The following is a 19848-nucleotide window of genomic DNA, read 5'->3' as shown; positions in this document are numbered from 1 at the left end:
AAGAGTTCACGGAACGAAACGCCCAAACCGAGAAGCCGGCGCCTTCGCTTCGTGAGATTCAGCGGTTCAGCCATTCCGTTCCAGCGATCCACCTATCAGGCAAACGAAGGAGCACACCATGTCGACTCGTCAACAGCAAGCCCGGCAACTCCAGCAACAATGGGAAACCGATCCGCGCTGGAAGGGCATCAAGCGCAACTACACCGCTGAAGACGTCGTGCGCCTGCGCGGTTCGATCCAGCCCGAGCACACGCTCGCGAAGCACGGCGCCGAAAAGCTCTGGCAAGGCGTGAACACCGAGCCATTCATCAACGCACTGGGCGCGCTCACGGGCAATCAGGCCATGCAGCAGGTGAAGGCCGGCCTCAAGGCGATCTATCTCTCGGGCTGGCAAGTCGCGGGCGACGCCAACCTCGCCGGCGAAATGTACCCGGACCAGTCGCTCTACCCGGCCAACTCGGTGCCGCAGGTCGTCAAGCGCATCAACAACACGCTCACGCGCGCCGACCAGATCCAGTGGTCCGAAGGCAAGAACCCCGGCGACGAAGGCTACACCGACTTCTTCCAGCCAATCGTGGCCGACGCAGAAGCCGGCTTCGGCGGCGTGCTGAACGCGTTCGAACTGATGAAGGCGATGATCGAAGCGGGTGCGGCTGGCGTGCACTTCGAAGATCAGCTCGCCTCGGTGAAGAAGTGCGGCCACATGGGCGGCAAGGTGCTCGTGCCGACACGCGAAAACATCGCCAAGCTCACGGCCGCGCGGCTGGCCGCCGACGTCTGCGGCGTGCCGACCGTGCTGCTCGCCCGCACCGACGCGGAAGCCGCCGACCTCGTTACCTCGGACATCGACGACAACGACAAGCCGTTCCTCACCGGCGAGCGCACCGTGGAAGGCTTCTTCCGCACGAAGAACGGCCTCGAGCAGGCCATCTCGCGCGGTCTCGCCTACGCGCCGTACGCCGACATGATCTGGTGCGAAACGGGGAAGCCGGATCTCGAATTCGCGAAGAAGTTCGCCGAAGCGATCCACAAGCAGTTCCCGGGCAAGTTGCTCTCGTATAACTGCTCGCCGTCGTTCAACTGGAAAAAGAACCTCGATGACGCGACAATCGCCAGGTTCCAGCGCGAACTCGGTGCAATGGGCTATAAGTTCCAGTTCATCACGCTTGCGGGCTTCCACTCGCTCAACTACTCCATGTTCAACCTCGCGCACGGCTATGCGCGCCAGAACATGAGCGCGTTCGTCGAACTCCAGCAGGCCGAGTTCGCCGCCGCCGAAAAGGGCTTCACCGCTGTGAAGCATCAGCGCGAAGTGGGCACGGGCTACTTCGACGCCGTGACGCAGACGGTCGAGCGCGACGCCTCGACCACGGCGCTGCACGGTTCGACGGAAGACGAGCAGTTCTTCGACAAGAAGGTGGCGTAAGACCACCGGCAGCAACGCCAATATCGGCGGCGCAAGCCGCCGCGCTCGATCCGGCAGCCGGCACGCGTACCTTGGCGGGGCGCGCCGGCCGCCCACCGGCGCGGCCCGGGCGCATGCCGCATGGCGTTTCAGGGAGGAAGCGGCAGACGACACAGGCCGCGCGCGCTGGACAGAATCCGGCCCGCGGCTCGCCCAGCCACCGCACCGGGCGAGCATGGCCTTCTGCTTCAACGCGAATCCGCGAAAAAGCGCCCGCGCCGATCGGCACCTGCGCCCTACCACACCACACTAGCGATACACGATCACCGGAATCTTCGTATGGGTGAGCACGCGCTGCGTCTCGCTGCCGATCAACAGGCTGCCGAGCCCGCGACGCCCGTGCGAGGCCATGAAAATCACGTCGCAGCCTCCGGATTCGGCGGCTTCGATGATGCCGAGATACGGCGATGGATGCACGCTCGTGCGGCTGTCGCAGATCACGCCCGCGTTGCGCGCCGCCGCCTCGACTTCGTCCAGATGCACGCGCGCCTCTCGCTCACTGCGCGTCTGGAAATCGCCGGGCGGCTCGATCACCACGTCGGCGTACGGGGAATACGGATATTGCGGCAGGCACGCGTAGGCCGTGACGCGTGCGCCCACTGTGCGTGCGAGATCGATCGCGCCGTCGATCGCCTTCTTCGACAGCTCCGAACCGTCGGTCGGAACGAGGATGTGCTTGAACATGGCGCCCTCCGTGGTCGATCGGATTACGGGCAAGTCAAGGGAGAGACCCAGGGGTCAATCGCGGAGGTCAAAACGCGGGCAAAAAATCAACCGGCGTCTCGCGCGCAGGCGAGCCTCGGCCCTCAGGTCGATTGTAGTGCGCGAAAAATCGGCGCAAGCCGCGCGTGCGGGTCAATCCGGATATCGGAAACACGCACTGCGGCCCCTAACCCCAGTAACCGGGTTGACCGTAGGTATGCTTGAGATAGTCGAGAAAGAGGCGCACGCGCAGCGGCAAATGGCGGCGCTGCGGAAACACGGCATGAATGCCGATGGGCGGCGCGGCGAACGCGTCGAGCACGGTCACGAGCCGGCCCGCCGCGATGTCCTCGCCGACTTCCCACCACGAGCGCCACGCAAGACCATGGCCCGCGAGACACCACTCATGCAGCACCGCGCCGTCCGAGCATTCCATCGTGCCCGCCACGCGGATCGACACGACTTTGCCTTCCTGCTGAAACGCCCAGCCGCGCTGCTGGTTCAGGCTCGCGCCGAAGGCGAGGCAGTTGTGGCGTGCGAGGTCAGCCGGCGTGTCGGGCTCGCCGCGGCGCGACAAATACGCGGGCGCCGCCACGCACACGCGCCGGTTTTCGCCGAGCTTGAGCGACACGAGCGACGAATCGGGCAATTCGCCCAGTCGCACGGCGCAGTCGAAGCCTTCGTTCACGAGATCAACGAGCCGATCGGAAAGATCGAGCGCGATGCTCACGTCCGGATGCGCGACCGTGAAATCGGGCACGAGCGGCGCGACGTGCCGCCGCCCAAAGCCTGCCGGCGCGGACACGCGCAGGTGCCCGCTCGCCTTCACGCCGCCCTCGGACACGCTCGCCTCGGCGTTCTGCATGTCGTGAATGATGCGCTGGCAGTCCTCGAGGAACGCCGAGCCTTCGAACGTGAGCGTGATGCGCCGCGTGGTGCGCACGAGCAGTTTCACGCCGAGGCGCTCCTCGAGCGCATCGATGCGCCGGCCGATGATGGCAGGCGCCACACCCTCGGCCTGGGCGGCAGCGGAAAGGCTGCCCTTGGCGGCCACGGTGACGAAGGTCTCGATCTGCTTGAAGCGGTCCATTGGTGGTTACGGCGCGCACTCGGCCACAGAAACAGCGGAAAAGAGAGGTTAGGCCGACAGATTAGGTGGGTAAAAGTAAAAGATCAAGTGATCAATCCCGCCTTTTTCAGTGATACGACTCATGAATACAATTGACCTCGACCTCTGAAGACGGAGTGCAAGGCTATGTCGGCCACAACGACACCATCGACAACACGATTTCCCAAGGCTGTGATCTTCGACGCGTATGGCACGCTCTTCGACGTGCATTCGGTCGTCGCTGCCGCCGAGCAGATGTTCCCCGGCCAGGGCGAAGCGCTCTCGCAGCTCTGGCGCCTCAAGCAGATCGAGTACACGCAGCTGCGCACGCTCTCCGACCCGGCCGGTGCGCGCTACCTTCCGTTCTGGGACATCACGCTTGACGCGCTGCGTTACGCCGCGCGACGCCTGAACCTGTCGCTCACGGGCACGGGCGAAAAGCGTCTCATGGACGAATACGCCTGCCTCTCGGCCTTCCCCGACGTGCTGCCCGTGCTGCGGCGCCTGCGCCAGATGCACGAAGGACGCGAAGACGCCACGCGCATGGGGCTTGCGATCCTCTCGAACGGCAACCCGCAGATGCTCGACATCGCGGTGAAGAGCGCCGGCATGAGCGGCCTCTTCGACCACGTGCTTTCGGTCGATGCCGTGCGCGCCTACAAACCGGCCGCCGCCGCGTATTCGCTCGGCACCGCCGCTTTCGACGCCGCGCCGCGCGACATCGTGTTCGTGTCGTCGAACGGGTGGGACGCCGCGGGCGCCGGCTGGTTCGGCTACACCACGTTCTGGATCAACCGCCAGCGACTGCCCGCCGAAGAGCTCGGCGTAGCGCCGCATGGCACCGGCGGCGGCATGGCGGAACTCGCCGCTTTTCTCGAAACCGCTGCGCCCGAAAAGCAAAGCCGCCCTCGCCCCAGCCCGGGCGCGTGACGGACAAGCCGCTCGACGCAACCACAACAACCACACATTCACAATCTGACCGACCAAGGAGCAAGCAAATGGCGAACACGTTGCAACTGCCGCAAGGCATGCAGATCACGGCTGAAATCCAGCCCGGCTTCGAAACGATCCTCACGCCCGAAGCGCTCGAACTCGTCGCGAAGCTGCATCGCGCGTTCGAGCCGCGCCGCCAGGAATTGCTGAAGGCACGCGCCGAGCGCACCAAACGCCTCGACGCCGGCGAGCGCCCCAACTTTCTTGCCGAAACGAAATCGATCCGCGAAGGCGACTGGAAGATCGCGGCGCTGCCGAAGGATCTCGAATGCCGCCGCGTGGAAATCACGGGCCCGGTCGAACGCAAGATGATCATCAACGCGCTGAACTCGGGCGCGGACTCGTACATGACCGACTTCGAGGACTCGAACTCGCCGAACTGGGAAAACCAGATCGTCGGCCAGCTCAACCTCAAGGACGCAGTGCGCCGCACGATCTCGCTGGAACAGAACGGCAAGACCTACAAGCTCAACGAGAAGACCGCCACGCTGATCGTGCGTCCGCGCGGCTGGCACCTCGACGAAAAGCACGTGACGGTGGACGGCCAGCGCGTGTCGGGCGGCGTCTTCGATTTCGCGCTCTATCTCTTCCACAACGCGAAGGAACTGATTTCGCGCGGTACCGGCCCGTACTTCTATCTGCCGAAGATGGAGAGCCATCTCGAAGCGCGCCTGTGGAACGATATCTTCGTCGCGGCGCAGGAAGGCGTGGGCATCCCGCGCGGCACGATCCGCGCGACGGTGCTGGTCGAGACGATCCTCGCCGCATTCGAGATGGACGAAATCCTCCATGAACTGCGCGAGCACAGCTCGGGCCTCAACGCGGGCCGCTGGGACTACATCTTCTCGGCAATCAAGAAGTTCAAGAACGACAAGGACTTCTGCCTCGCCGACCGCTCGCAGATCACGATGACGGTGCCGTTCATGCGCGCCTACGCGCTCGAACTGCTCAAGACCTGCCACAAGCGCAACGCGCCGGCTATCGGCGGCATGAGCGCGCTCATCCCGATCAAGAACGACGCGGCCGCCAACGACAAGGCCATGGGCGGCGTGCGTTCGGACAAGGCGCGCGACGCGACGGATGGCTACGACGGCGGCTGGGTCGCGCACCCGGGCCTGGTTCCCATCGCGATGGAAGAGTTCGTGAAGGTGCTCGGCGACAAGCCGAACCAGATCGGCAAGCAACGCCCCGATGTGAACGTCGCGGGCAAGGATCTGCTCGACTTCCGTCCGGAAGCGCCGATCACCGAAACGGGCCTGCGCAACAACATCAATGTGGGCATCCACTACCTCGGTTCGTGGCTCGCGGGCAATGGCTGCGTGCCGATCCACAACCTGATGGAAGACGCCGCGACCGCTGAAATCTCGCGCTCGCAGGTGTGGCAGTGGATCCGCTCGCCCAAGGGCAAGCTCGAGGACGGCCGCAAGGTCACGGCCGAACTCGTGCGCGAACTCATCCCTCAGGAACTGGACAAGGTGAAGGCGTCGGTGGGCGGCGACACGAAGCCGTACGAGCGCGCCGCGCAGATCTTCGAGCAAATGTCGACGTCGGAAAACTTCGTCGAGTTCCTGACGCTGCCGCTGTACGAAGAGATCTGATCGATCGGTATCGCTAACGAATAGCCGTTGAAAAAGGCCCGGCGGATGCGCATCCGCCGGGCCTTCGTGTTTTCATGCGCCGCGCTCGCAGGAAGCGCCGTGCGTCTACCGATCAGCGCGTGCGCCGATGCGCGACCCAGTCGCCGCCCGCGATCTCGGGGCGCCCCGCAATGGCGCCAGACGCAACCGGATAGTAGAGGCAAGCGATGCGTTCGCCCTGCACGTCGATATCCACTTCCTTCGAAACGAAGAGGCCATCGACACCCGGATAAACCTGCTCGATTTCATCGAGCACGGCGAGGAGCGCGTCGTCGATTTCGTAGACGTCGCCGACGACTGTCGATTGCGCATCCGACGCTTCGGCCACCATCCCTGGATAGGCGCCGAAGTCGAAGAGCCGACCGGCAAGCGTGGCGAGACCGAGGTGACGCGGGCGCGCGATCGCGTTGCTATCCGCCGCGAGGTTGATGTCGTTGATTTCGCCCGCGCGCAGCGTGCCGTAGACGAACACATATTTCATGGCATTTTTCTCCTTCAAGGCGGCTCGCGCCACATGAGCGCGCTATCCATTCGTCCGCATTATGCCCGGCCATAAAGGCGTGCGGCCCAAGCCGCCGCACGCGAGGCGTCTACAATGGGTGCGTCAGACATGGCAAACCCGTCACAGCATCCGCCCTCTCCGTACCCTTCATGCCCGAGGTTCCGCCCAACTCTCCGACCAGCGCCGCCAGTAACCAGGCGCCGCCGCGCGCCGAACTCATCGATATCCCGCCCGAGTTCGCGCCTACGCCCACGCATCCTATCCGCGTGCGCTCGCGGCCCATGCCGGCCGGGGTGTGCATCGCGCGGCACACGCACGCGTGGGCGCAGCTCGCCTACTCGTCGCGCGGCGTGCTGCGCATGGCAACACCCGGCACAACGTGGATGGTGCCGCCTTCGCGGGCGATCTGGGTGCCTCCCCACATCACGCACGAGGTTGCGATTGTCGAGGACGCGTTCCTGCGCACGCTCTACGTCGACGAATCGGTGATTCCGCCCGGGCTCGACGCGTGCCGCGTGGTCGAAGTCTCGGGCCTGCTGCGCGAGACGATCGCTGCGCTCGACGAGCGTGGCATTCCGACGGCGCGTGAGCGCCTGCTCGGCGCGCTGGCGCTCGACGAGATCACGCGCTCGGCGCCGCTGCCGCTCGCCGTGCCGATGCCCGAGGAAAAACGCCTGCGCGCGCTGTGCGAGGCGCTAATCGCCGACCCGGCGGGACCGGGTTCGCTCGAATACTGGGCCGCACACGTCGGCGCGAGTACGCGCACGATCGCGCGGCTCTTTCGTCAGGAGCTGGGGGTGAGCTTTTCGCAGTGGCGCCAGCAGGCGATTCTCGCTCGCGCGATTCCGCTGCTCAATCAGGGACGCCCGATGGCCATCGTGGCACAGGAACTCGGCTACCAGAGCCAGAGCGCATTTTCGGCGATGTTTCGCCGCGCATTCGGCGAGAGCCCTCGCGCATTCATCGCGCGCGGCACGGGTGATCGCGACGAGGACGAACCTGAAGATTCCGTGGCCGTGGGGCGCGACGACAATCGTGGTAACAACGCGCGTTGATCTGGATACCGCCTGGGTTCAGACAGGTCGCGTCATGTGGCGAATCGAGCCAAGGCGCGCCAGCCTCGGTCCCGCCACGCGATAACCCATGCGCAGATAAAGACGCGCGGCCGGGTTATCGACGAACACGCGCAGTTGCAGTTCACGCAGGCCGCGCTCGCGGGCCCATTGGTGCGAGATGTCGAGCAAGAACGTGCCGGCGCCATGGCCGCGATAGCCTTGGGCGATCTGCACGTCGCGAATGTGCAGCGAGTCGCCCTCCTGCGTTACCCGCAGCACGCCGATCGCTTCGCCGTCGAGTTCGAGGATGAAATTCTCCGACTCGCGATAGCTCGCCAGAAAAAGATCGCCGCGCCAGACGAGGTGATGCCGCAGATAGTAGCCACCCATGTTGTTGCGCGTGAGCGTCTCCGCGAACTCGAAATCGTCCATGGTGGCGCGGCGCAGCTGAAACGGCGACGGAATGTCGTTCGGTGCGAACATGTCGGCAAGCGGGGGAAACGAAGTTTCGACAACGCTACGATAACGCGCGGCCGCCGGCAATCGCAGATTGTCCGTACTTCAAGAGGAAATGGCGCGTAGGGAAAGGACGGGGGATGGGAGTAGGAAAAACGTCTGCGGAAAAAGAAAAAGCCCGTTGGACGTATCCAACGGGCTTCGTTCTGGCGGAGCGGACGGGACTCGAACCCGCGACCCCCGGCGTGACAGGCCGGTATTCTAACCGACTGAACTACCGCTCCAGCTTGCTGCTCAACCTGCGGGCGTCGGTCGATTCCCGCTGGCGGCGTCGCCACACTACTCTGGCGCCGCATTTTGATTTGGCGTCCCCTAGGGGATTCGAACCCCTGTACTCACCGTGAAAGGGTGATGTCCTAGGCCTCTAGACGAAGGGGACAACACAGGCATACGCCTTGGAACTGCACCGGTTCTCAACTACTGAACGGCTTTGAATCTGGCGGAGCGGACGGGACTCGAACCCGCGACCCCCGGCGTGACAGGCCGGTATTCTAACCGACTGAACTACCGCTCCAGCTTGCTGCTCAACCTGCGGGCGTCGGTCGATTCCCGCTGGCGGCGTCGCCACACTACTCTGGCGCCGCATTTTGATTTGGCGTCCCCTAGGGGATTCGAACCCCTGTACTCACCGTGAAAGGGTGATGTCCTAGGCCTCTAGACGAAGGGGACAACACGGGCTTGCGCCTGTAATCGTCACTTTAACTAAAAAGCCCGCTCACAGTTTCTGAACGGGCTAGATCTGGCGGAGCGGACGGGACTCGAACCCGCGACCCCCGGCGTGACAGGCCGGTATTCTAACCAACTGAACTACCGCTCCAGTTCGACACAGCCAGATGGATGTCGGTTGATTTCCACCTGATGCCTCGCCAATCTCATTGACGACGCTCATGTCTGGCGTCCCCTAGGGGATTCGAACCCCTGTACTCACCGTGAAAGGGTGATGTCCTAGGCCTCTAGACGAAGGGGACATGATCTTTTCAGATAATGCCTTTACCACACTCTACTGCGTACTACGCGTTCTGTTGGTGGAGGTAAGCGGGATCGAACCGCTGACCTCTTGCATGCCATGCAAGCGCTCTCCCAGCTGAGCTATACCCCCTTGCAGAACAGAAGCGAGATTTTAAACATCAATTTCGCTTTCGTCAAGAGCTTTTGAATCGTTTTTTGAAGCGCTTCGAGGTTTCGTTGAAACATCGTTGCCCGATTCTGCGGCTCTTTGCGTGAGATTTGCTGCTTATTTACCGCTCATTTGCAACTCTCTCGCGCTCCGTATTCAACGGAGCCCGAATACTACAAGAACTGCCGCCCGGGCGCTAGGGTTCGGGCGAAAAATTCTTCAAAAAATTTACTTTGCAGCCGAAATGCCCTTCTCGATACGGCTCACCACCGCATCGCGGCCGAACAGCACGAGCACCGCGTCTACCGACGGCGTGTGCGTCGTACCCGCCACGAGCAAACGGGCCGGCATCGCGAGCTGCGGCATCTTGAGCTTGTGCGTGGCAAGCGTTGCCTTGAGCGCGGCCGACACGCCCTCCTTCGTCCACTCAGCGCTCTTGAGCGCTGCGGCGAGGTCGGCGAGCGCGGGGCGCACCGCTTCCGTGATGTGCTGCGCGAGTGCTTCGTCTTCCGGCTGCGGCTCGCGGTAGAACATCATCGCGCTCTCGGCGATCTCCTTAATCGTGTTCGCACGGTCCTTGAAGAGCGCGACCACGCCTTCGAGCGACGGGCCCCTGGCAAGTGCGGCCTCGTCCACACCGAGCACAGCGAAGAACGGCTTCGAGAGCTCGGCGAGCCGTGCATTGTCCACTTCCTTCAGGTAGTGGTTGTTGAGCCAGTTGAGCTTGTTGTGGTCGTACTGCGCGGGCGACTTGCCCAGATGCTCGAGGTCGAACCACTCGACGAACTGCTCGCACGTGAACACTTCGGCATCGCCGTGCGACCAACCCAGACGCGCGAGATAGTTGAGCACCGCTTCCGGCAGATAGCCTGCGTCGCGATAGCCCATCACGCTCATCGCGCCGTGGCGCTTGCTCATCTTCTCGCCCTGCTCGTTGAGCACGGTAGGCAGGTGCGCATAGACCGGCGGCTCGCCGCCGAGCGCGCGCAGGATGTTGATCTGGCGCGGCGTGTTGTTCACGTGGTCGTCGCCGCGAATCACGTGCGTGATCTTCATGTCGAGGTCGTCCACGACCACGCAGAAGTTGTAGGTCGGCGTGCCGTCCGGGCGCGCGATCACGAGGTCGTCGAGTTCCTCGTTCGAGATCTCCACGCGGCCCTTGACGGCGTCGTCCCATGCCACCACGCCCGTGAGCGGGTTGCGGAAGCGCAGCACCGGCTCCACGCCCTCCGGCGGCGTGGGCAGCACCTTGCCCGGCTCCGGCCGCCACGTGCCGTCGTAGCGCGGCTTCTCGCCGGCGGCGCGCTGGCGCTCGCGCAGCGCATCGAGCTCTTCGGTGGACATGTAGCACGGGTACACGAGACCCTGCTCCTGCATCTGCTTGAGCACTTCGCGATACCGGTCCATGCGCTGCATCTGGTAGAACGGGCCTTCGTCGAAATTCAGGCCGAGCCATTGCATGCCTTCGAGGATTGCATCGACCGATTCCGACGTCGAACGCTCGAGGTCGGTGTCTTCGATCCGCAGCACGAAAACGCCCTTGTTGTGGCGCGCGAACGCCCACGGGTAAAGCGCGGAACGGATGTTGCCGAGGTGGATGAAGCCGGTCGGGCTCGGCGCGAAGCGGGTACGGACGACAGAGGTAGTCATGGGCGATTACTCGAGGACGATGCCATCCGGGGCGCGGCGCTGGCGATAAAAGCAGCCACGGCGGCGGACGGCCAGGGTTCGCGGCGCATTCGGCCCGCGCGGCAAGCGCGGGAGCGCCGGGGCGCACAAGTTCGCGCGCGAACGGGAATCCGGAAAATTAGAGACGGGATTATACCCGCCATGCACCGCTTCGGCCCGGGGGCGACGCCCGACGCGCGCCTGCGAGCGCCACGCTTGTCTCACGCGAGTCTCCCGCAAATGTCCGCGCGCTCGCTATCCCGGCAGGCGCATTGTCATCTGCCGACACATCGCGTTACATGCACGCCTGCTAAACCGGCCGCGCTTTGCCTTATGATGTCGGCGCGCCGCCACCACACACTGCGGCGCCGCGCGCGCAAACACAGATACTCGGCCGCCCGCGCGAGCAGACCGGGGTACCGCGTCGTTCCTCGCAGGACACGAACGCGGACCGCATGGAGAACCTTTCTTGAAGCAGTCATCGCCCTCGCTGAGCCGCCGCCACTTTTCGCTTGCGGCCGCCTCCACTGTCCTTGCCGCCTGCACGACCGCGGGCACGCAGACCGCCAGCGTCCCGCCGCCCGTCACCACTGCGCCCCCGCCGCCCATCGGCAAGCCGACACGGCCGATTCGCGTGGGGCTCGCGCTCGGCGGCGGCGCGGCGCGCGGCTTCGCGCATATCGGCGTGATCAAGGCGCTCGAGGCGCGCAACGTGCAGGTCGACTTCGTCGTCGGCACGAGCGCGGGCTCAGTTGTTGCGGCGCTCTACGCCTCAGGCATGAATGGTTTCGCGCTCAACAAGCTCGCGCTGACGATGGACGAGGCCTCGATCAGCGACTGGGCGATGCCGTTTCGCACGCGCGGCCTTTTGCAAGGCGTGGCGCTCCAGAACTATCTGAACACCACGCTGCACGACCGCCCCATCGAAAAAATGGCGAGGCCGCTTGGCGTCGTCGCGACCGACCTGCGCACGGGGCAGCCCATTCTGTTCCAGCGTGGGAACACGGGTATTGCCGTGCGCGCGTCGTGCAGCATTCCGTCGATTTTCGAGCCGGTGAAGATTGCGGGCCACGAATACGTGGACGGAGGCCTCGTGAGCCCCGTGCCGGCCTCGTTCGCGCGCAAGATGGGCGCCGATTTCGTGATCGCCGTCGATATCTCGGCCCGCCCGGAAACGGCCTCGACGCTCAGCCAGTTCGACGTTCTGATGCAGACCTTCACGATCATGGGCCAGACGATCAAGACCTACGAACTCGACAAGTACGCCGACGTCGTGATCCGCCCGAACCTCAACGCGATGTCGAGCAGCGACTTCACGCAGCGCAACGCGGCGATTCTTGCTGGAGAGGAAGCGGCGGCGCGCATCATGCCGGAACTCGAGCGCAAGCTCGCCGCGGCGCGCCTGACGGCCTGATCGCTGGCCCCGCACGCCCCTGCAGCGGACGCACAAATGCAAAAAGCCTGCTTCGCAAGAAGCAGGCTTTTTTGCTACCGGCGCGCTACAAAACTCCGATCAGTTGCCGCCGTTGGCGTCGAACTGTGCGCTCACGCGCTTGAGGTTTTGCTGCTGGTCCGGCGTGAACGAAGTTTCGATGCGGCGCGCGCCCGTGAAGCGCTTTTCCCAATAGCCGTCGTCGAGGTCGTCAACGCGGATCGTGCTGCCGGTGGACGGCGAATGCACGAACTTGTTGTCGCCAATGTAGATACCGACGTGCGAGAACGTGCGGCGCATCGTATTGAAGAACACGAGGTCGCCCGGCTTCAGGTTGCTCATGCTGACCTTCTCGCCCACGCGGCTCATTTCTTCGGCGCGGCGCGGCAGCGACATGCCGAGCGTGTCCTGGAACACGTAGCGCACGAAGCCGCTGCAATCGAGGCCGGAATCAGGCGAGTTGCCGCCCCAGCGGTAGCGCACGCCAATCATGTTGAGTGCGCCGACAACGACGTCGCCGGCTTTGCCGGCCATGCCGGAGAGGAACGCCTTGGCGCCGCCTTCGGTCGGGGCCGGAGCCGCCGCCGGGGTCGCCAGGTTGGCGTTCTGGACTGCAGGGATGGACTGCGGATTCGCCGCGTTGCTCGGCGAAAATGAGGCATTCTGGTTAAAGCTGCTTACTTCGTCGGCGAACGCGCCGGGAGCTGCGGCCATCAGTACGCCGATGAACATCCCGGCGACGACGCGCGTGCAAGCCTGGGTCAGGTATCGGTGCTGCATTGGTCGGTAGAAATTGCCCGTAAATCAGGGAGTTAGTAGAAAAGTTTGGACGATACTAGCCAGTAAGTATTTGTGTGTCAAAACAAATAGAAAAATTCAATCGCGACATTCACTTCATTGGTGAATTTCACCGAAATTCACCCTAAAGTTCCGCCAAAGCCTAGCGATCAAATGCGGCTTTCAACAATTTTCGGGTGTAAGGATGGGCCGGTCTATCGAAGATATTCGAGACTTCCCCGGACTCGACGATCGCCCCGTTCTGCATCACTACGACCCGGTGCGCCATCGCGCCGATCACTTCCAGGTCGTGGCTGATGAACACGTAGCCCAGGTTGTACTTGCGTTGCAAATCCGTCAACAATCTCAACACCTGTTGCTGGATCGACACGTCGAGCGCACTGGTCGGTTCGTCGAGCACGATGACACGCGGCTCAAGCACCAGCGTGCGCGCAATCGCAATACGCTGGCGCTGGCCGCCCGAGAACTCGTGCGGATATCGTTGCAAAACGGTGCGATCGAGGCCCACTTCGCGCAGCACGCCGACCACGCGCTTGCGCCGCTCCTCGCTGGAAAGATCGGGCCGATGCAGCGCGAGCCCCTCCCCCACGATGCGCTCGATGGTCTGGCGCGGAGAAAGTGAACTGAAGGGATCCTGAAAGACAACCTGTAGATGCGAGCGCAACGAAAGTCTCTCGCGCCCCTGATAGGTCGCGATCGGCCGCCCCTGGAACTCGACGACACCGCCCGCCGTTCGTTGCAACCCCAACATCGCCATCGCAAGCGTCGTCTTGCCCGACCCGGACTCGCCGACGATGCCGAGCGTTTCGCCCTGGCGCACCGCGATGCTCGCGTCGTTCACGGCGCGATAGCGCCCTTTCTGCCACCAGCCGCGAAAACCCGGCAATTTGGTTGCGAAGTCGACGATTACGTCCTTCGTCTGCAACAGAACCGGCGCGATCGGCAGCACGGGGAGCACGTGGCGCTCGGGCCGGCTCGCGATGAGCCGCTGCGTGTACGGGTGTTGCGGCGCCTCGAAGATCTGCTCGATGCTGCCCGACTCCACGAGCTTGCCCTTCTCCATCACCGCCACGCGCTGCGCGAAGCGGCGCACGAGGTTCAGGTCGTGCGTGATGAGCAGCACCGACATGCCGCGCCGCGCCGCCTCCTCGCGCTGCAGTTCGAGCAGCAGCTCGACGATCTGGCCGCGGATCGTCACGTCGAGCGCCGTGGTCGGCTCGTCAGCGAGCAAAAGGCGCGGACGGCACGCCAGCGCCATCGCGATCATCACGCGCTGACGCTGGCCGCCCGAGAGTTGATGCGGATAGCTCGACACGCGCCGCCGCGCTTCGGCAATACCCGTGCGTTCGAGCAACCCCACCGCCTGCTCGTAGGCCGCCTTCTTCGAGACGCCGTCGTGCAGCACGATGGTTTCCGCGATCTGCTCGCCGATCGTATAGAGCGGATTGAGCGCCGACATCGGCTCCTGGAAGATCATGGCGACGTCGCTGCCGCGCAGGCCGCGCATCGCGCGCTCACTTTTAGCGAGCAGATCGTCGCCGTCGAGCCGGATCGTTCCGCTGATCTGCGCGTCCTGCAAGAGCCGCAGAATCGCCAACGCGGTCACGGTCTTGCCCGAGCCCGATTCGCCGACGAGCGCCACGCGCTCGCCGCGCCCGATCGCCAGCGTGACGTCGTCGACGGCGAGTGTCTCGTCGAACCGCACGCTCAAATGCTCGATCGAGAGGAGCGGTGCGGCAATGTCCTGAGGCACGGCGCTCACTGGTTGCCTCCGGCCTTCATGGCGTCGGAAATGCGCGTGTCGAGCGCGTTGCGCAGCGCGTCGCCGATGAACGTCAGCAGCAGCAGCGTCGCCACGAGCACACCGAATGTCGAGAGAGCGATCCACCACGCGTCGAGATTGCGCTTGCCCTGCGCGAGCAATTCGCCGAGGCTCGGCGTCGGCGCAGGGACGCCCAGGCCCAGAAAGTCGAGGCTCGTTAGCGCAAGAATCGCGCCGCTCATGCGAAACGGCAGGAACGTGATGACCGGCGTGAGGCTATTGGGCAGCACGTGATGCCAGATGATCTGCCAGTTCGAGAGGCCCATCGCGCGCGCGGCGAGCACGTAGTCCTGGTTGCGGTTGCGCAGGAATTCGGCGCGCACGTAATCCGACAGACCGATCCAGCCGAACAGCGAAAGCAGCACGATCAGCAGGACGAAGCCCGGCTCGAAGATCGCCGCGAAAATAATGAGCAGATAAAGCTCCGGCAGCGAACTCCAGATCTCGATGAGACGCTGCCCGATGATATCCACCTTGCCGCCGAAGTACCCCTGCACCGCGCCCGCCAGCACGCCGAGCAGCGTACCGATCGCGGTCAGCACGAGCGCGAACTCCACCGACACGCGAAACCCGTACAGCAGCCGCGCAAACAGGTCACGCCCGCTTTCGTCGGTGCCGAGCCAGTTCTGGCGCGAGGGCGGCGCGGGGTTCGGCACTTTCGCGAAGTAGTTGAGCGTGTCGTAGTAGTACGGGTTCGGTGGATAGAGCGCGAAGTTGCCGGGCGCGTCGAAGCGGTGGCGAATATACGGATCGAGATAGTCGGCAGGCGTGGGGAAATCGCCGCCGAACGCAGTTTCGGGATAGTCCTTGAACAACGGGAAATACATGTGCCCTTCATAGCGCACGACGATCGGCTTGTCGTTGCACCAGAGCGGGCCGGCAAGACTCGCCGCGAACGCGACGAGAAACACGATCAGGCTCCAGTAGCCAAGGCGCTGCTGCTTGAAACGCAGCCACACGCGGCGTGCGGGCGTGGGCGACTTGAAGGCGCGCACGCTCTCGGTGCGAAGTTCGGGTTCGGCGCCAGCGCGGACTCGGTTCAACTCAGCGCTCCAGTTGTTCGAATTGGATGCGGGGATCGACCCACACGTAGCACAGATCGGAAATCAGCTTGGTTAGCAGTCCGATCAGTGTGAAGAGGTACAACGTACCGAGCACGACTGGATAATCACGCCGCACGACGGATTCGTATGAAAGCAGGCCGAGTCCGTCGAGCGAGAAAAGCGTTTCGATCAGCAGACTGCCGGTGAAGAACGCGCCGATGAATGCCGCCGGGAACCCCACCACGAGTGGCAGCAACGCGTTGCGAAACACGTGCTTCCAGAGCACGGTGCGCTGCGAGAGGCCCTTGGCGCGCGCAGTCAGCACGTATTGGCGGCGGATCTCTTCGAGAAAGGCGTTCTTGGTCAGCATGGTCGTGACGGCAAAGCTGCCCACCACCGAGGCCGTCACGGGCAGCGTGATGTGCCAGAGATAGTCGAGAATCTTGCCGCCGATCGAGAGCGTATCCCAGTTATCGGAGGTGAGATTGCGCAGCGGAAAGAGTTGCAGGAACGAGCCGCCGCCAAACAGCACGAGCAGCAGCACGCCCAGCACGAAGCCCGGAATCGCGTAGCCGACGAGCACGACGAGGCTCGTCACGAGATCGAAGCGCGAGCCGTTGCGCACCGCCTTCGCGATGCCCAACGGCACCGATATCAGATAAGTGAGAAAGAAGGTCCACAGCCCAATGCTGATCGACACCGGCAGCTTGGAGATGATGAGCGACCAGACGCTCTGGTGATGGAAATAGCTCTGCCCGAGATCGAAGCGCGCGAAGCGGCTGAGCATCAGAAAATAGCGCTGCAGCGGCGGCTTGTCGAAGCCGTAGAGCTGCTTGAGCTGCGCGATCTGCTGCGCGTCCACGCCCGAATGCGCACGCATGCCGAACGGCATGCCCTGCTCCGCGCCCCGCCGCAACTCGCGCACCGCCTGCTCGACGGGGCCGCCCGGAACGAACTGGATCACGCCGAAGGTCAGCGTGAGCACGCCGAGCAGCGTCGGGATCATCAGCAGCAGGCGTTTGACGATGTAGCTCCACATGATTCGTTGCTTCCGTCGTGTCCGTTGTTAATGACCAGCCGCTTGCGGCCCGGGCTGCGGCAGGGGTTGTGACTTCAGCCACCACGTCGAGATGATCCAGTCGTTCGCGCCATAGTACAGCGGCAATTTCGCCGGATACGCCAGCGTGTTCTTGTACGCCACGCGGTGCGTCGCGCTGTACCACTGCGGCACCACATAGTAGCCGTGCATCAGCACCCGGTCGAGCGCATGCGTGGCGTCGAGCAGTTGCTGCAGCGTTTGCGCCTGCGTGAGCGCCCCCAGGATCGCATCGACCGCGGGCGACTTCAGGCCCAGCAGATTGCCCGAGCCCGGCTCGTCGGCGGCCTTGCTGCCGAAGCGGTCGACCTGTTCCGCGCCGGGCACCTGGACGTCGGGGAACTTGATGGTCGTCATGTCGAAGTCGAAGGCGTCGAGCCGCTTCTGGTAGAGCGCGAAATCCACCGAGCGATAGTTCACCTGGATGCCGAGCCGCCTGAGCGCCTGAGTGTACTGCGCCATGATCGGCGCCCACTGCGCCGAAGCGCTCGTGTCGTCGAGCACTTCGAACGTGAACGGCTCGCCCTTCGCGTTGCGCAGCGCGCCGTCGCGGTAGGTCCAGCCGGCGTCGGCCAGAAGCGCGCGCGCCTTGAGGAGATTCGCGCGCAGCGATCCCGGCGGCGTCGTAACGGGCTGCGACGGCGGCGGCCCGAATACGGCGGGATCGAGTGACTTGCGCCACGGCTCGAGCAATGCAAGCTCGCCTGGCGACGGCAAGCCCTTGGCCTGCAACTGCGTGTTCGCGAACCAGCTGTCGATGCGACGGTACTGGCTATAAAACAGCATGCGGTTGAGCCACTGGAAGTCAAGCGCGAGGTCGAGCGCGCGGCGCACGCGCACATCCTGGAACACGGGCTTGCGCAGATTCATGACGAAGCCCTGCATGCCGGTGCCATTGTGCTGCGGGAACTCGCGCTTGATGAGCTCGCCGCTCTCGAAGCGCTTGCCGACATCGCGCCGCACCCAGTTGCGCGCCACGTATTCGACGAGCGCGTCGTACTCGCCAGCCTTGAAGGCCTCGAGGCGCGCCACGTCATCCGAATAGAGCTTGTAGGTAATGCGCTCGAAGTTGTTGGTGCCCACGCGCACCTGCAGGTCCCGGCCCCAGTAGTTCGGGTCGAGTTTGTAGGTGATCGTGCGGCCGTTCGAGTAGCGGTCGATCACATACGGCCCGCTGCCGATCGGCTGCTCGAACGCGAGCTGATCGAAGGCGATGCGGCTGCCGTCCGGGCGCAAACCCCACTTGTGCGAGAACACAGGCATGCCGCCCGCAATGAGCGGCAGTTCGCGGTTGTTGCTGTGGAACTCGAAACGGATCGTCGCGGGATCGACCACCACCGCGCGCGTGATCTCGCTGAAATACGCCTGCATGGAGGGCGCGGCCTGGCGGCTCTTCAGGGTATCGAGCGAAAACTTCACGTCTTCGGCCGTTACCGGGTCGCCGTTCGAAAAACGCGCCTTCGGATTGATGTGGAATGTCACCGAGTGCGCGTCGGGCGCGATGCGGATGTCGTCTGCGAGTAGTCCGTAGGCGGACGCCACTTCGTCGCTGCTCCCTGTCGTGAGGCTCTCGAACAGCATGCCGAGGCCCGGCGCCGCATTGCCGCGCAGCGTGAACGGGTTGAATTTGTCGAAGCTCGTGAGACGGTCGGGATTGGCGAGGACGAGCGTGCCGCCCTTGGGCGCATCCGGATTCACGTAATCGAAGTGAGCGAATCCTTGCGGATATTTGGGCTCGCCATACTGCGCGATGGCGTAGACCGCATGCGCGGATGGCATGGCCATCAGCCCGGATGCGAGCGCCAGACAGATGGCCGCCAGCCTTTTTCCAGGCACGAGGCGTGCCGCAGGAACGGTTGCCCCAAGCGCGCCGTGCGCCGTCCTGCCTCGCGTTCCTGTCGTCATAGATCGGTAATTGTCCGGACTGCCTTGTCAGTTGTGAGAGAATTCTACCCAAACCACGCGGCGCCCCCTACAGGCGCCGGGCGCAACGACCTGATTTAGGAGAATTCATGGGCTTCCTCGCTGGCAAACGTATTCTGTTGACCGGCCTGCTGTCGAACCGTTCGATCGCGTACGGCATCGCGCAGGCATGCAAGCGCGAAGGCGCGGAACTGGCGTTCACGTACGTTGGCGACCGCTTCAAGGACCGCATCACCGAGTTCGCGCGAGAATTCGACAGCGATCTCGTGTTCCCCTGCGATGTGGCCGACGACGCGCAAATCGAAGCGCTCTTCACCGACCTCAAGCAGCATTGGGACACCCTCGACGGCCTCGTCCACTCGATCGGCTTCGCGCCGCGCGAGGCGATCGCGGGCGACTTTCTCGATGGCATGACCCGCGAGAACTTCCGTATCGCGCACGATATTTCGGCGTACAGCTTCCCGGCGCTCGCCAAGGCCGCCAAGCCGATGCTCGCCCAGAACGCTTCGCTGCTGACGCTGACCTATCTCGGCGCCGAACGCGCCATCCCGAACTACAACACCATGGGTGTCGCGAAGGCCGCACTCGAAGCGAGCGTGCGTTATCTCGCAGTGGCGCTCGGCGCGCAAGGCGTGCGCGTGAACGGCATCTCCGCTGGCCCGATCAAGACGCTTGCGGCAAGCGGCATCAAGGGCTTTGGCAAGATTCTCGACTTCGTCGAGCAAAACGCCCCGCTGCAACGTAACGTGACCATCGAGCAGGTCGGCAATTCTGCCGCGTTCCTGCTCTCCGATCTGGCAGCCGGCGTAACCGCCGAGATCATGCACGTCGACTCGGGCTTCAACGCTGTGGTTGGCGGAATGGCCGGACTCGAGTAAGCCTGCCTTCGCGTTACACGCGCCTCGTTGCGCGCGCAACGGCAGTAAAGCAAAAGCCGCCCAATGGGCGGCTTTTCTCTTGGCGCGGCGCGT

At 63.9% G+C, this 19848-nt stretch carries 16 protein-coding genes and 7 tRNA genes; 6 read left to right on the top strand and 17 right to left on the bottom strand.

Features of this window, described 5'->3' with window-relative positions:
* Positions 1-118 precede the first annotated feature (118 nt).
* A complete protein-coding gene (aceA, locus tag L0U83_RS06100) occupies positions 119-1426 on the top strand; it encodes an isocitrate lyase (RefSeq protein WP_201697180.1) in 1308 nt (435 codons plus the stop codon).
* A 288-nt stretch (positions 1427-1714) separates the two neighbouring features.
* On the opposite strand, the gene L0U83_RS06095 is transcribed toward aceA, so the two are convergent.
* The gene (locus tag L0U83_RS06095) at positions 1715-2149 is read right to left on the bottom strand and encodes a universal stress protein (RefSeq protein WP_233881396.1); all 435 of its coding nucleotides are present in this window, start codon (positions 2147-2149) and stop codon (positions 1715-1717) included.
* A 205-nt stretch (positions 2150-2354) separates the two neighbouring features.
* A complete protein-coding gene (locus L0U83_RS06090) occupies positions 2355-3257 on the bottom strand; it encodes a LysR family transcriptional regulator (RefSeq protein WP_233881395.1) in 903 nt (300 codons plus the stop codon).
* A gap of 165 nt (positions 3258-3422) precedes the next feature.
* Here L0U83_RS06090 and L0U83_RS06085 point away from each other — a divergent pair, with 165 nt between their 5' ends.
* Together L0U83_RS06085 and aceB are read left to right on the top strand one after the other, a co-directional pair.
* Complete coding sequence (locus L0U83_RS06085; RefSeq protein ID WP_233881394.1) at positions 3423-4205, top strand: haloacid dehalogenase type II; 783 nt, start codon at positions 3423-3425, stop codon at positions 4203-4205.
* 68 nt (positions 4206-4273) lie between these two features.
* Positions 4274-5866, top strand: coding sequence for a malate synthase A (gene aceB, locus L0U83_RS06080; protein ID WP_233881393.1), 1593 nt, complete (start codon positions 4274-4276; stop codon positions 5864-5866).
* A gap of 112 nt (positions 5867-5978) precedes the next feature.
* Here aceB and L0U83_RS06075 read toward each other — a convergent pair whose 3' ends face one another.
* Complete coding sequence (locus L0U83_RS06075; protein WP_233881392.1) at positions 5979-6386, bottom strand: gamma-glutamylcyclotransferase family protein; 408 nt, start codon at positions 6384-6386, stop codon at positions 5979-5981.
* A gap of 170 nt (positions 6387-6556) precedes the next feature.
* Here L0U83_RS06075 and L0U83_RS06070 point away from each other — a divergent pair, with 170 nt between their 5' ends.
* Positions 6557-7462 carry an AraC family transcriptional regulator gene (locus tag L0U83_RS06070; protein WP_233881391.1) on the top strand — a complete coding sequence of 302 codons (906 nt, stop codon included), beginning with the start codon at positions 6557-6559 and terminating at the stop codon, positions 7460-7462.
* A gap of 18 nt (positions 7463-7480) precedes the next feature.
* On the opposite strand, the gene L0U83_RS06065 is transcribed toward L0U83_RS06070, so the two are convergent.
* The 9 genes from L0U83_RS06065 to gltX all read right to left on the bottom strand — a co-directional run bounded on the left by L0U83_RS06065 (position 7481) and on the right by gltX (position 10745).
* On the bottom strand, positions 7481-7945 hold the full coding sequence (locus L0U83_RS06065; RefSeq protein WP_233881390.1) for a GNAT family N-acetyltransferase: 465 nt from the start codon (positions 7943-7945) through the stop codon (positions 7481-7483).
* 180 nt (positions 7946-8125) lie between these two features.
* Positions 8126-8202 (bottom strand) — tRNA-Asp (locus L0U83_RS06060).
* Between the two features lie 79 nt (positions 8203-8281).
* Positions 8282-8357, bottom strand: a tRNA-Glu gene (locus L0U83_RS06055).
* Positions 8358-8415: 58 nt separating this feature from the next.
* Positions 8416-8492, bottom strand: a tRNA-Asp gene (locus L0U83_RS06050).
* Positions 8493-8571: 79 nt separating this feature from the next.
* Positions 8572-8647 (bottom strand) — tRNA-Glu (locus L0U83_RS06045).
* Between the two features lie 71 nt (positions 8648-8718).
* A tRNA-Asp gene (locus L0U83_RS06040) sits at positions 8719-8795 on the bottom strand.
* 75 nt (positions 8796-8870) lie between these two features.
* A tRNA-Glu gene (locus L0U83_RS06035) sits at positions 8871-8946 on the bottom strand.
* A gap of 55 nt (positions 8947-9001) precedes the next feature.
* Positions 9002-9077, bottom strand: a tRNA-Ala gene (locus L0U83_RS06030).
* Positions 9078-9323: 246 nt separating this feature from the next.
* Complete coding sequence (gene gltX, locus L0U83_RS06025; protein ID WP_233881389.1) at positions 9324-10745, bottom strand: glutamate--tRNA ligase; 1422 nt, start codon at positions 10743-10745, stop codon at positions 9324-9326.
* 487 nt (positions 10746-11232) lie between these two features.
* On the opposite strand from gltX, the gene L0U83_RS06020 reads away from it, so the two are divergent.
* Positions 11233-12177 (top strand): patatin-like phospholipase family protein, encoded by a 945-nt coding sequence (locus L0U83_RS06020; protein WP_233881388.1) that lies wholly within the window; start codon positions 11233-11235, stop codon positions 12175-12177.
* A gap of 99 nt (positions 12178-12276) precedes the next feature.
* Here L0U83_RS06020 and L0U83_RS06015 read toward each other — a convergent pair whose 3' ends face one another.
* From L0U83_RS06015 to L0U83_RS05995, 5 genes are all read right to left on the bottom strand, one after another.
* Complete coding sequence (locus L0U83_RS06015; RefSeq protein WP_233881387.1) at positions 12277-12975, bottom strand: C40 family peptidase; 699 nt, start codon at positions 12973-12975, stop codon at positions 12277-12279.
* A 160-nt stretch (positions 12976-13135) separates the two neighbouring features.
* A complete protein-coding gene (locus L0U83_RS06010; RefSeq protein WP_233881386.1) occupies positions 13136-14755 on the bottom strand; it encodes an ABC transporter ATP-binding protein in 1620 nt (539 codons plus the stop codon).
* Positions 14752-15858 carry an ABC transporter permease gene (locus L0U83_RS06005; RefSeq protein WP_233881385.1) on the bottom strand — a complete coding sequence of 369 codons (1107 nt, stop codon included), beginning with the start codon at positions 15856-15858 and terminating at the stop codon, positions 14752-14754. The genes L0U83_RS06010 and L0U83_RS06005 overlap by 4 nt, the downstream gene beginning before the upstream one ends.
* Before the next feature lies 1 nt (position 15859).
* Positions 15860-16897, bottom strand: a complete 1038-nt coding sequence (locus L0U83_RS06000) for a microcin C ABC transporter permease YejB (protein WP_233881384.1) — start codon at positions 16895-16897, stop codon at positions 15860-15862.
* A 27-nt stretch (positions 16898-16924) separates the two neighbouring features.
* The gene (locus L0U83_RS05995; RefSeq protein ID WP_373321007.1) at positions 16925-18859 is read right to left on the bottom strand and encodes an extracellular solute-binding protein; all 1935 of its coding nucleotides are present in this window, start codon (positions 18857-18859) and stop codon (positions 16925-16927) included.
* A gap of 107 nt (positions 18860-18966) precedes the next feature.
* Here L0U83_RS05995 and fabI point away from each other — a divergent pair, with 107 nt between their 5' ends.
* Positions 18967-19755 (top strand): enoyl-ACP reductase FabI, encoded by a 789-nt coding sequence (gene fabI, locus L0U83_RS05990; RefSeq protein WP_158757633.1) that lies wholly within the window; start codon positions 18967-18969, stop codon positions 19753-19755.
* Positions 19756-19848 lie beyond the last annotated feature (93 nt).

Origin of the sequence: Paraburkholderia flagellata (genome assembly GCF_021390645.1) — a bacterium.
Taxonomy (GTDB): Bacteria; Pseudomonadota; Gammaproteobacteria; order Burkholderiales; family Burkholderiaceae; genus Paraburkholderia; species Paraburkholderia flagellata.
This window is presented reverse-complemented; position numbering and strand designations above follow the sequence as displayed.

Coding starts and splice junctions, on each gene's coding strand:
- aceA (WP_201697180.1), top strand. CDS start 119: ATGTCGACTCGTCAACAGCAAGCCCGGCAACTCCAGCAACAATGGGAA.
- L0U83_RS06095 (WP_233881396.1), bottom strand. CDS start 2,149: ATGTTCAAGCACATCCTCGTTCCGACCGACGGTTCGGAGCTGTCGAAG.
- L0U83_RS06090 (WP_233881395.1), bottom strand. CDS start 3,257: ATGGACCGCTTCAAGCAGATCGAGACCTTCGTCACCGTGGCCGCCAAG.
- L0U83_RS06085 (WP_233881394.1), top strand. CDS start 3,423: ATGTCGGCCACAACGACACCATCGACAACACGATTTCCCAAGGCTGTG.
- aceB (WP_233881393.1), top strand. CDS start 4,274: ATGGCGAACACGTTGCAACTGCCGCAAGGCATGCAGATCACGGCTGAA.
- L0U83_RS06075 (WP_233881392.1), bottom strand. CDS start 6,386: ATGAAATATGTGTTCGTCTACGGCACGCTGCGCGCGGGCGAAATCAAC.
- L0U83_RS06070 (WP_233881391.1), top strand. CDS start 6,557: ATGCCCGAGGTTCCGCCCAACTCTCCGACCAGCGCCGCCAGTAACCAG.
- L0U83_RS06065 (WP_233881390.1), bottom strand. CDS start 7,945: ATGTTCGCACCGAACGACATTCCGTCGCCGTTTCAGCTGCGCCGCGCC.
- gltX (WP_233881389.1), bottom strand. CDS start 10,745: ATGACTACCTCTGTCGTCCGTACCCGCTTCGCGCCGAGCCCGACCGGC.
- L0U83_RS06015 (WP_233881387.1), bottom strand. CDS start 12,975: ATGCAGCACCGATACCTGACCCAGGCTTGCACGCGCGTCGTCGCCGGG.
- L0U83_RS06000 (WP_233881384.1), bottom strand. CDS start 16,897: ATGTGGAGCTACATCGTCAAACGCCTGCTGCTGATGATCCCGACGCTG.
- L0U83_RS05995 (WP_373321007.1), bottom strand. CDS start 18,859: ATGACGACAGGAACGCGAGGCAGGACGGCGCACGGCGCGCTTGGGGCA.
- fabI (WP_158757633.1), top strand. CDS start 18,967: ATGGGCTTCCTCGCTGGCAAACGTATTCTGTTGACCGGCCTGCTGTCG.